Origin of the sequence: Clostridium sp., assembly GCF_016650095.1 — a bacterium.
In the GTDB taxonomy this organism is placed as follows: domain Bacteria; phylum Bacillota; class Clostridia; order Clostridiales; family Clostridiaceae; genus Clostridium_AD.
Map to the genome: position 1 here is coordinate 1 of NZ_JAENWL010000069.1, position 12833 is coordinate 12833.

The window sequence follows — 12833 nt, forward strand, 5'->3', positions numbered from 1 at the left end:
ATTTTATGCTAATCTTATTCATTTTATGCAATCATATTATTTAGAGTACCTAATATTACCTTCATTTTTTTCTCTCTTCTGTGGAACACTACTTAATATAAACTAAAACTAATATTTATTAAATTAAAGGGAGGTATTAAAATGTCTAAAGACCAAATAGTAATTTATCCACCTTATGAAAGAGATTTTTATGAATTAGAACCGACAGATATAAGATCTTATTCAGAAACGGATTCCACAATGTTGCCTGACCCAGTAACTGATCCTATTGTCTCAATGAATATATCTAATGCGGAATTTGACTATACTTATTACGGTGGTGAAGAATTTTTAGATATAGAAGATTAATTTTGATTTTGAGACTCTAGTTATACTTTCAATCACATACAAAAATGGATGGCTTCTTTTTAGAAGTCATCCATTTTTTTAAATTATAACCTCCACTTTATGCACTCCCTCAATAAATGGTACTAATCCACCTGCGCATAAATTTCCATCAAGCCAAGTACCTTTCTCTCCTTGACGTTTAACCTCAATCACATACTCGAATTTATCTTTTTTATAAATAATCTCATAGTTTGACCATTCATCTGGCACACAAGGTTCAATAGTAAAACCCTTTCCCTCTTTTAGTTTAAACCCTAGAATATATTCTATTCCAGTTTGATACATCCATCCTGAGGTTCCAGTATACCAGCTCCACCCTCCTCTTCCTACATGAGGTTTCTTTCCATAAACATCGGCAGCCATTACATAAGGCTCCGTTTTATATTTTTCACACTCATCCAGGGTTTGTGTATGATTTATAGGGTTTATCATATTATATAGCTTTGCTGCCTTATTACCTTTGTGCAGTTTAGCAAAAGCAAGAATTACCCAAGTTGCAGCATGTGTATATTGACCACCATTTTCTCTAACTCCAGGCACATAACCTTTGATATAACCTGGCTCTAAAGTAGATTTGTTAAAAGGTGGAGTTAAGAGTAAGATCATTCCATTATCTTCTTTTATTAAGTAACGTTCTAATGAATTCATAGCCTCCTCTGCTCTTTTTTTATCTGCAGCTCCTGATATAACTGCCCATGATTGAGATAGCGAATCTATTTTACACTCTTCATTTTCAGATGTACCTAACGGCGTTCCATCATCAAAATATGCTCTCCTATACCAATTACCATCCCATGCATTCTCCTCTAGATTTATTCTTATATGCTCTTGCATCTCTTTGTATCTTTGGAGTCTTTCATCATCGTTTTTATACTTGCAGGCCTTAAAGAAATTCTCAAGTATATTATATAAGAACCATCCAAGCCATACACTTTCGCCTTTTCCCTTGTTCCCAACGGTACTCATTCCATCATTCCAATCTCCACTTCCCATTAATGGAATATTATGAGGACCAAATTTAAGACTTTTATCAATGGCTTTTATGCAGTGTTCATATATGCTACCTGTAAAATCTGCCTTTCCTGAAATACTATATCTTTCATCTTCTCCATCAGCCAATGGCGTATCTTGTAAATATGCTGCTTCTTCATCAAGAATAGCAAAATCTCCTGTATTTTTAATATAATCCATAGCTACATAAGGTAGCCATAATAAATCATCAGAAAATCTTGTTCTTATTCCGCTATCCACAACTGGATGCCACCAATGCTGCACATCACCTTCAACAAATTGTCTTGAGGCACTATACAAAATTTGTTTTCTAGTCATGCTAGGCTCAATCATACTTAGTGACATTACATCCTGAAGTTGATCTCTAAAGCCATAAGCTCCACCAGATTGATAAAAAGCAGTTCTTGCCCATAATCGGCATACTATAGTTTGGTACATTAACCATCCATTAAGCATTAAGTCCATACTCTTATCTGGAGTTTTAACCTGTACCGTATGAAGTATCTTATCCCAATAATCCTTCACTACTTCGAGCTGCGTATCAACTCTTTCAAAATCTTCAAATTCATTAATAGTATCAGAAATACTATCTAAATTCTCATTTTCGCCTAGCATAGCTACTAATTCAATTTCCATATTAGGTTCTAAATGAATTTTTGAAGTAACTGCTAGACATGGGTCCATTCCAGCTCCTACGCTGTTTGATAGCCCTACTCTCTTTAGTGCCTCAGGATCTTCTACGCTCCCTCCTCTACCTAAAAATTCACTTCTATTGCCAGAGAAGGTTTGCTCCTCACCTCCAAATAATTTTAAGAAGGCATTTAATTTACCAAAATTTTGACTATAACAATTTGTAGCATAAATATATTTCTTTTCATCATTCAGATAAGTAACAATGTGCTGAGCAGTATGTTCTCGCACAACACCCATTACAATCTCCGCAAAGTAGGTTATACTTAACGTTCGGGGTATATCACTATTATTCACAAGTTTTATCCTACATAGTTTAACGTTATGCTCCATTGGCACAAACATGGTTACTTCACCCATAATTCCATAAGCCTCATGCTTGAAATTTGAATATCCAAACCCATGTTCAATTAAGTATTCTCCACCATCCCTTATAGGTTTAGGTGTAATACTCCATACATTTCCCAAGGCATCGTCTCTTAAATATATAGCTTCTGAACATTCATCACTTACCCAATCATTAGACCAAGTAGTAATTTTATTTTCTCTACTATTTTCGTACCAAGTATAAGCTGATCCACTTTCTGACACATGAAATCCAAAACAACCATTTGAGATTACATTTATCCAAGGTGCTGGGGTATTATTAAAATCTTTAAGTAGAATAGTATAGTTTTCACCTTCTACATTAAATCCTCCTAAATTATTAAAATACTCTAACGGCTTTATATTAAACTTGTGAGGCTTAAATGTAATTGCATTTTTTGTCTTTTGTAATAACGGTTGTTTTTCTATTTCCTCGCAATTATTTTTAATTTGAGATACTAACATTCCCTTACCGGAGTCTATAACTATTCTAGATATAGCTATCAAAAGATCTATATCTTCATCCATTATATTAGCCCTATTAAGTATAAAGAGTCCACCAGGTTTATTTTCTTTATCCCTTAAGTGGCTACTCCCTACTAAATCCTTAATATCAGTTTGTAGAGGTTGATCATATGAGGTTTTTTGAAGATTCACTATTACTAAATCAACTCTTAACCCTTTAATACTTAGGTATTCATGGGCGTTTAAAAGTTGACGAACTAAGTCTTTGTCTTTGCTTTCCCTTGCTATGAGGAGCATTATCGGCAAATCTCCTGAAATACCATATCCCCAAAGAGTAGATTGCCATTTTGACACCTTTATTATATATTCTTCTCTTTCTTTAAAGGTAGAATTCAAAAACAAAATTTTAGAAGCCATTACTTGGTATAAATTTGCTTGGGTAGATTTTATACCTAAATATTTCATGTCTACCTGAGTTTGGCTCCATGCTAGCTCAAACACTCTATTCACATTGTGAAGTTCACTATATTTTTTAGCTAAACTTATTACTTCAGATTTACTATCAGCTATCGCAGTAGTAAAAGCTATAATGCATGTTTCACCAGGTTTTATCTTAATTTTTCTTCTTAAACTCATTATTGGGTCTAACACCGCGCCTACAGTATTAGATAAGCGTGATCCGTTCTTCATGCTGATAGGATGTATTGTATTTTCACCCCGTCCTATAAAATTAACTCTGCTAGTCTCATATTGAACGGTTCCTACCGTAATCCCATTAGTTGCAATAGTTTGCATAATCCACGGTTGTTTCTTTCCCTTAGCTCTAGGCCTTCTCGTTGCTAGGATACAACTAGGATTATCTACATACTCTGTCTTCACAAATAAATTCCCAAAAGCTGGATGCACTATATCTGCATCATAATGAGCTAGCGTTACTTCAAAATAGCTGGTTATTTCTAAATTTTTACTGATGGTACCATGGTTTGTAATCGATAGTCTTCTTACCTCTGAATCATCTTCTGTAGACACAGTGATTTCCGTGCGAGTAGTTATATTATTATCACCCCTTGTAAATTCGGCTTTGTCTAAAGAGAAAGTTACTTCATAGCTATCTCCTTCCACTTTACAAGGTTCATAAGCTGCGCTGAAGTATTCATTTTCATTCACATCTTTGATATACACAAACATACCTGTATTGTCTTTAGTCACATCCTCCTTCCATCTGTAAATCATAGTTCTATTTCTTGAAGCATACCCTGACCCACTATTAGAAATCATTAGTGAATAACTTCCATTAGAAATTAAGTGTGTCTCTGGCGATTCTGTTTTGGCTGTAGAATATTTTCTAACTATAATCTTTTGTTTTCCCATAGTAATTCCAGATACATTAAATTTGCGTTCTCTATCATATATTACTCTCTTAGAAATTTTTTCTTGAAGTAATAGCTCTGTAGCCTTGACCTTCGGCAAAGCATGAAATCTTTTTTGTAGAATATTGTTTAATAATACATTATCTAACGCCATTAAGCTCATTCCTTCATGATGAATCATGAAGCATTTAATAATATCCTTAGATTTATCTTTAGATATTCTGCTTTTTGTATAATCTATAGCTTCATATAACCCATAAATCCCTTCCAATCCTTCACTCGCAAGTTTGCGAAGATTATCATAAGCTCCTCTAAAATCAGTTTGGAGTGCCATGACAGTAGAGTATGGTGAAACGACCAATTCATCTTCTAGGCCTTGTTTTAAGCCTACTCCAGCTACTCCGAATGCTTTATATTGGTAATTTGAATTTACATCAAAATTATAATAAGCCGATTCTGATATACCAAAAGGTACCCCTCTTTCATTACAATATTCTTTTTGTGCCTGAATTACCGCTTTGTAAGTTTCATCTAGCATTGTCCCCTCATAATTTTTCATTATAAGAAGGGGCATCATGTACTCAAACATGGTTCCACTCCAAGAAACTAATCCCTTACTTTTCCCCATAAGAGTCATAGCTCTACCAAGCTTAAACCAATGCTTTTTAGGAACATCACCTTTTGCTATAGCAACAAAACTAGCCTGCCTTGACTCAGAAGCCAGTAAATCATAATAGCTCTTGCCAATATTATCATTCTCCACATCATAACCAATACTAAACAGTTCTCTGTCTTCATCATATAACATTTTAAAATCTGTATCTTCTGCCATAGAGTTAAGTCTTTCTTTTAAGCTCTCTATATTGTTAATAATCATTTGTGAGTTTTGTTTTGTGTTTTGTAATAAAATTTTCAATTCTGCTATAGGTCCATCGCTATTCGACTTACTATTTAACATATTTATTATGTTAGATGTTTTTTCTGGAATGCGATTTAAAGCTGTATTTTCAAGTAAGCTCCTTAAATGATTACTAATCTCTGAATCAAATCTTTTTTCAAGGATAAAATCAAACCAAGGGAAAAATTCATTTATTTCCTCTAAAAACCCATTCGCATCATCTTTGAGCTTTTTATTCCAATACAACTGCTTTTCCGTTCCAATTTTTTCTACTTCCATGCTTATCGCTTCTATGTCTACAAGCACAGTTTTCCAAGAGTTAAAATCTATTTTATCATTATCAATACTCTGCATCACTCCATGATATAATTCACTCGCTCCTGAGAATTCTTCTAATTCTTCACTAGCTAGACGCATTGTATCTTGTAAACCCTTGAATTGCACAAGATTAAATATTGAATTAGATAAATATTCCTCTAGACCCTGTGCAACTACCCACAGGTACCCAACTAAATTCCCACTATCCACAGTAGACACATATCTAGGATAAAGTGGATTTTTAGTTGTAGTATCATACCAATTATAAAAATGACCTTTGTAAGTAGCCATGTCTTCCATTGAAGACATAATCTTGTCTATTCTAGATACAGCGTCTATGATTCCTATATATCCCAAATCATAGGCCACTAAATTTGAAGTTAATTCCATCCCCATATTGGTTGGTGAAGTTCTGCGAGCTAACCCATTAGGCGGATCTTCTTGGTAATTATCTGGTCCAAGCCAATTATTTTCGTCATTGACAAAATCCTCAAAATACGCCCAAGTTTTTCTACTTAACTTCCTTAAAAAACCCTCTTCTTCAATCGTGATTTCAAATGTCTCTAAACATCTTTCAAGACTTATTACATAAGCAATTACGGGGTTTAAAAACCAAATCACACAAGAAGGTATACTAATGATCCCAATACTCATACTCGAATTAAATGCTAGAAGTAAAATCAAAATTGAAATTGCACTACCCATCCACATGGTCGCTATGAAATCTTTAAGCCTTTTCCCTAGTTTCACCTCCATGTCTGCAGCTGTCTGCCACTCTAGTAAATTTTTCTTGCTTACTTTTAACCTATATAATGTTCTAATTATGGCATCTAGCATCAGGTATGCTTGAAAAGGAATAAAGCAAAAAATCAAGAATACCTGTTGTATTGCCATCTTACTATTTTGAATTTTACCCGTTAAACTAATACCTTTAGCTGGAGAAACTACTGCTTCGGTTACATCAAACAGTATAGGTGCAAGTAGCGCAACAAAGGCTGTAATAAACCATTTATCCGTACCATCAGGCAATATGCCTGCTAGCGTAAGTATAAGCAAAATTGTAATAGAAGGTGCCAGTAAGCTCCTTCTCAAATTGTCGAATATTTTCCATTTAGCCATTTTGTTTATTGGTGAAGCTTTCTTAAGCCAAGGCAACAATTGCCAATCTCCTCTAGTCCACCGGTGTAATCTCATAGCACTGGAATTATAATAGGATGGGTATCCATCTATAAATTCCACATCTGTAACTAATGCGGTCCTAACATAGGATCCCTCTAGCAAGTCATGGCTTAATACAGTATCTTCAGGTATTTCATCTTTTAACATATAATTGAAAACATCTACATCATAGATTCCCTTTCCAGTAAAAATACCCTCTCCAAATAAATCCTGATATACATCTGACACCGCAGTGCTATACATATCTATCCCTGTTTCACCAGAAAATATCTTTGAAAATTGAGTTTTGTTTGCACTAAAAATAGATACCCCTATCCTTGGTTGCATTAACCCATAGCCACGGGAAACACTCTTTTTACTATAATTTATAACAGCGTTATTTAGTGGATGTGCCATAGCGCCTATTAGTTTTTTCGCAGAGTCCCTTGGAAGCATTGTATCTGCATCCAAGGTAATAACATACTTTACTGCTCTAAGGTCACGGGCATTTCTACTTATTACGTCATAACTAGTATTTTCGCTCCCTCTTAAAAACTCATTAAACTCCATAAGCTTTCCTCGTTTTCGCTCAAATCCTATCCACTTGTTTTCTTTTTTATTGTACTGTCTATATCTATTTAAAAAGAAAAAAATCGTTTCTCCATCTTTGCAATACTTTTTATTTAAACATTCTATGGCTAAAAGCCCTGCATCAACTACTGCTTTATCTCCTTTTTCCTCTTTAGTATCACTATCCTTAAAATCCCCAAGCAACATGAAATACAGGTTTTTTTGGGCATTGGCTAAATAGTATATTTCTAAATCATGTATTAACTCCGCTACCCTAGACGCATTATTTAATAAGGTTGGAATTACTACTACCGTGCTATATTTCTCCGGTATTGCTCCTTTAAAATTCATTTTCGGAATAAAAGAAGGAGTACTTAGAACACTTACACTCCAGTTAAAAATTGATATTGCTATTTCACTACAAGGCACTAATATGGCAATTACAGCTACAACATATCTCCATAGTGCTTTGTCATTATCATTTAATAGGCTGAGAACAATAAATATAGATACTATTAACAATGTAAATACAATAATAGTACCAATATAATAGTTTTCTATATTCTTCCTTATGTCACCTTTAAATCCTTGTATTCCAGTATCTTTATACCCTAATTTCCCCTTCAATTCATGTAGCCCTTCGTCTATCAAATAATACCCAACATGCCGTTTATAGGTATTGTTTTCTGTGGTCTCAATATCATTACAACATTCGATAACTTTTTTAGCTATAAAGGATTCTGGAAGCTTTGTGTATTTAGATATTTTTTCTATCTCATGTCTATACTTATCTCTTGATTTAAAATCCATTTCTCCGTAAATACAAGAGGGATCCTCCCTCAAAATACCCTCTACAGAACTTAGTTTTTCAAAATAATTTTTCCAATTTAATCCTTCAATGACTCTTATACTATTAATAGAATTTCCCATAGATATTTGAAAACTGGCCTCTATCTGATGTTCTAAGGATATAATTTTATCTGAACTTGTTTCCTGCGCGTGAAGTTTTTCATCTATAAAATGATAAACTTCTTTAGAATCAATACCATTATCCCTTAATAGTTTCAATAATCTTTCAGTAAAATGGGAATTGAATGTAAATTTTCCACTATTTAATAAAGATATCTCTGCGTTAATTTTACCTTCATTAAATGCATTGATTAACTGTTCTGCAACGAGCTCTGCCTCTTGTTTATCTTGCTCTGCTTTAACAATTTTCTCAGTTATCTTACTAATATTTTGAATTAAGGCTAATCGTAGCATTATAGGAATAGCCCAAAGTTCACCAGACGTCAGTACAGCGTTCTTTTGGTACGCCTTAATAAAATTTGCGATAACTGATTCATCCATCCTACCATCTGTGTGAGATACTATTTCAATTGCAATATGGTAAACCCTAGGATAGCCCTTCATAACCCCTTTGCATATCACCGGTAGATCATTATAATATGTTTGTGGCATGTTTTGTTTTATGCTCTTATACTCCTTCTCTACCAAGTAAAGATTATCCAAAAGCCATTCTGCAGCAGGTAATATCTCTTTTTTATTTTTTCCTTCTATATCTATATTCTCATAGCCTTTTAAAATCTTTGCATAACTTCTATCTAAATTACTAATAAGCTTTTTCTTACAATTAGTATTTTTGACATCAGCGTAATGGCGTGCTATTTCAGAGGCGTGTCTTTCTAAATCCTCTCTATTCACATTTATGCTTGGAACATCTTTTAGTAGATTTTCTTCTTTATAATAAAAAATTTTTTTTCTCACCAATATGTAAATCAAAATACTTATTACGACTATTGCCCCTAACGTAACATATGTCACTATAACCACCCTTTCAACACTTTTTGTCAATAATATTTATGAGTTTTAAAGCTTACTCAAATTATTATCTCCAACTAATTGTTTAATTATTAGTAAAAATAAAAGAAAAGAACCCACAATGAAACATTGTGAGTTCTTTTCTTTTATTTGTATTAAATTTTATAAAATTCTTCAAATGATCTTGTAACATAAGTATGGTCTATTACTCCACCTAGTTCTCTTATAGAATGCATAGCTAGAGTTGGGCTTCCCATATCTACTGAGCGTATATTTAAATGAGTTGAAGATATTGGTCCTATGGTTGAGCCACCACGAGCATCAGAACGATTAACAAATTTTTGTACTGGCACCCCTGCTTTTTCACAAACTAGTTCATAAACTGCATCAGAATTGCTATCAGTAGTATAGCTTTGACTCGCACTAATTTTTATAACTGGCCCTTTATTTAAATACGACTTATTTGTTGGGTCATTTTTTTCCGGACTGTTAGGATGAACAGCATGAGCATTATCTGCAGATATTACAAAAGATTTAGAAATCGCTCTTAAAAAATCTTCTCTATTTTTATCTAATGATATTGTAATACGCTCTAAGATATCAACTAGCATATTTGAGTCAGCCCCCTGCTTTGTTGAGCTTCCTACTTCTTCATTATCAAAACAAACCAGTACATTTGTTGCCTCTACTGCAGATGTTCTAGTTAGCGCTCTTATTCCTGCGTGTACCATAGCTAAATCATCTAATCTTGAACTTGAGATAAATTCATTATTTAGTCCGATAATTGAACCTTTATCATATTCATAAAGAAATAAATCAAAATCAATAATTTGTTTGTGTTCTACAGATAACTCACTTGCAATAGCACTAATAAGGTAATTATTTTTTTCTAATTCTTCGTTTACCATTGAAAGTAGTGGCAGTGTATCCTTTTGCTTATTTAGTTCAATTCCAGTATTTATATCTCTATTCATATGAATAGCTAAATTAGGTATTATCATTATAGGCCTTTTAACATTCACCAGCCTAGTTTCTGGATATAGAATATTTTCACTTCTTAAAGTTACCCTTCCAGCTATTGCGAGTGGCCTATCCATCCAAGTATTTAATATAGGCCCACCATAAACCTCTGTGTTTAATCTTACATATGTATCATCTACCACCATCTCAGGTGATGGTTTTATTCTAAAGCTAGGTGAATCTGTATGAGCTCCAATAATTTTAAAGCCATTTTCTTCGATTTCCCCTTTTCCAACTACAAAAGCAGTTAGTGCAGAATCGTTTTTAGTCACAAAATACTTTCCGCCTTTTTCAAGCTTCCACTTTTCTGCTTCCTTAATTTCCATAAAGCCTTCTTTGCATAGATCTTCTTTAGCTCTTGCAACAGCATGAAAAGCTGTTGGACTATCATAAATATAATCAATAAGATTTTGGGCAAATTCTAATTCATTACTCATATATATTCCTCCAATGCATATTAGGGGCATAAGCACTTTGCTTATCCCCTTCACTAGTATAACAAAAAAAATTATTATTTTTCTATAAATTCTAAATTAATGATATAATTAATTATCAAATATATGTTTAGAATTAATGATTAGAATTATACTATAATCTGAGGTGGGAAAATGTTATCAAAATTTTTAATTTCAAAATTCATAAAAAACTATCAAGATGTCACTAATAAAAAAGTAAGAGATTCCTATGGTTACCTAGGTGGCGTAGTTGGAATTATAGTAAACTTAATTCTTTTTGCTACAAAACTGATTATTGGAATAATATCAAATAGCATAGCGATTACTGCGGATGCCTTTAATAATTTATCAGATGTAGCTTCCTCAGTTATTACAATTCTAGGTTTTAAACTGGCTAGTAAACCACCAGACAAGCAGCATCCCTTTGGTCACGGAAGGCTTGAATATATTTCTGGACTTATAGTCTCCTTTTTAGTAATACTAGTAGGCTTTGAGTTTATTAAAACATCCTTTGATAGAATAATTCATCCCTCAGCCGTAATTTTCAAACTTATACCCTTTATATTAATATTAATATCTATAGGCTTTAAACTTTGGATTAGTGGATTTAATAAGACTTTAGGTAAGGCTATAAAATCTTCCGCACTAGAAGCTTCCTCCACTGATGCACTAAGTGACGTAATTAGTTCAAGTTGCGTTGCACTATCGCTACTTCTGTCTATTTGGATTGACTTCCCCATAGATGGATACATAGGTATACTAGTATCCCTTATCATAATATATGCTGGCTATTCACTTATTAAAGAAACTATGAATCCCCTGCTTGGAGAGGCTCCTGATGTGGCCTTAGTGGAAGGGCTTAAATTAAAGTTATTATCCTATGATTATATTACTGGTGCCCATGACTTAGTTATACATAACTATGGACCCGGTAGATGCATGGCTTCTGTACATGCCGAAGTTCCCTGTGATATTTCTATAATTACAATTCATGAAATCATAGACAAAGCTGAAAAACAAATCTCACAGGAATTTGACTTATATCTAGTCATTCACATGGACCCTATAAACACAAATAATAAAGATGTTAACATCTCTCGATTAGAACTTTTAGATGTATTAAAACTTTTCCCTGTAATAAAATCTATTCATGATTTTAGAATTGTAGGCGATGGTGACTATAAAAATTTAGTCTTTGATGTTGTAATTGATTTTAATTCAAGCTTTACCACAAATGATGAAATTAAATTAGCAGAAGAAATTAGTAAAGAACTTAACAAGTGTCATCCTAATTACAATATCGTGATGACACTGGATAGAAATTATTTAGGGGTACAGTAGGAAAAAAGTACATGGGAAACAGCCTAGTTTAACGAAGGTTAATCTAGGCTGTTTATTAAAAACACATTAGCTTTATTGAAACAAATAATAATGAAGAATCGAAAAAATAAAAAGAATAAAGGATATAGAAGAATAGGAGATTATTTTATGAATTAAGTTAGACTGAAACATACCAAATCACATAAGAATTTTTTCAAAATGCAAGTAAATGTAAATTGATGGGAGGGTAGATTAATGTATTCAAATGCTATTTCAACCGGGATTTCTAATTTCATATTATTTGCAGTTTTATTACTAATAAGAAAGATAGTACATAAAGAAGGTATAAAATCCTTTCTAATACATGTTGATAAAAGAGGTATAAGGTTACTTATAGAAGGAATTATTGTTGGTATTATTGGCTTTATAATTTATACACTAATTGTTTATTTATTTTGTGAAGGCACATATAATTTTCAAACTAATGCTTTGAAAAAATCTTCATTGTTATTTTTGATTTACGGGATAAAATTTTTGGCAGTAGCCTTATTTGAAGAATCACTTATTAGAGGATATATATTGCAAAAATTACTTAAGAGATTCAGTATAGTAAAATCTATAATCATATCTTCAGCAATTTTTGGAGGCTTACATTTTTTTTCATATTCATCAAGTTATTATTTCTGGATAGGAATTATAAATGCAAGTATTATAGGTATATTACTTTCAGTTATAGTAATTAAAACAAATTCATTAATGATGGCAGTGGGATTTCATATAACTTGGAACTTAACACAACGAATTTTATTTTTAAATAATATTTTTAATTATAATGTATCTGTTAATTTTAAGATAAGAGAGGGGTTACTATCAGGAACATATTTTGTACCTGAAGCAGGTTTAGCCGTGAGCATAGTTTTATTAATAATTAGCATATATATATATGTAAGGTTTAGACAAGAGAAAAAGACTGTTAAATGCATA

Annotated in this window: 5 protein-coding genes; 3 read left to right on the forward strand and 2 right to left on the reverse strand. The window is 32.7% G+C overall.

The annotated features are described in order from the left end of the window. Positions 1-141 precede the first annotated feature (141 nt). Positions 142-348 (forward strand): hypothetical protein, encoded by a 207-nt coding sequence (locus JJE11_RS06245; RefSeq protein ID WP_291633694.1) that lies wholly within the window; start codon positions 142-144, stop codon positions 346-348. A gap of 78 nt (positions 349-426) precedes the next feature. On the opposite strand, the gene JJE11_RS06250 is transcribed toward JJE11_RS06245, so the two are convergent. Beyond that, positions 427-9000 carry a glucoamylase family protein gene (locus JJE11_RS06250; RefSeq protein WP_291633696.1) on the reverse strand — a complete coding sequence of 2858 codons (8574 nt, stop codon included), beginning with the start codon at positions 8998-9000 and terminating at the stop codon, positions 427-429. A gap of 209 nt (positions 9001-9209) precedes the next feature. Next, entirely contained in the window at positions 9210-10511 is a 1302-nt protein-coding gene (locus tag JJE11_RS06255) for a M18 family aminopeptidase (protein WP_291633698.1), read from the reverse strand. Positions 10512-10682: 171 nt separating this feature from the next. On the opposite strand from JJE11_RS06255, the gene JJE11_RS06260 reads away from it, so the two are divergent. Both JJE11_RS06260 and JJE11_RS06265 read left to right on the forward strand, forming a co-directional pair. Further along, positions 10683-11870, forward strand: a complete 1188-nt coding sequence (locus tag JJE11_RS06260) for a cation diffusion facilitator family transporter (RefSeq protein ID WP_291633700.1) — start codon at positions 10683-10685, stop codon at positions 11868-11870. 234 nt (positions 11871-12104) lie between these two features. Further along, the coding region (locus tag JJE11_RS06265; protein WP_291633702.1) for a CPBP family intramembrane glutamic endopeptidase at positions 12105-12833 on the forward strand (729 nt) is incomplete at its 3' end.

Coding starts and splice junctions, on each gene's coding strand:
- JJE11_RS06245 (WP_291633694.1), top strand. CDS start 142: ATGTCTAAAGACCAAATAGTAATTTATCCACCTTATGAAAGAGATTTT.
- JJE11_RS06255 (WP_291633698.1), bottom strand. CDS start 10,511: ATGAGTAATGAATTAGAATTTGCCCAAAATCTTATTGATTATATTTAT.
- JJE11_RS06260 (WP_291633700.1), top strand. CDS start 10,683: ATGTTATCAAAATTTTTAATTTCAAAATTCATAAAAAACTATCAAGAT.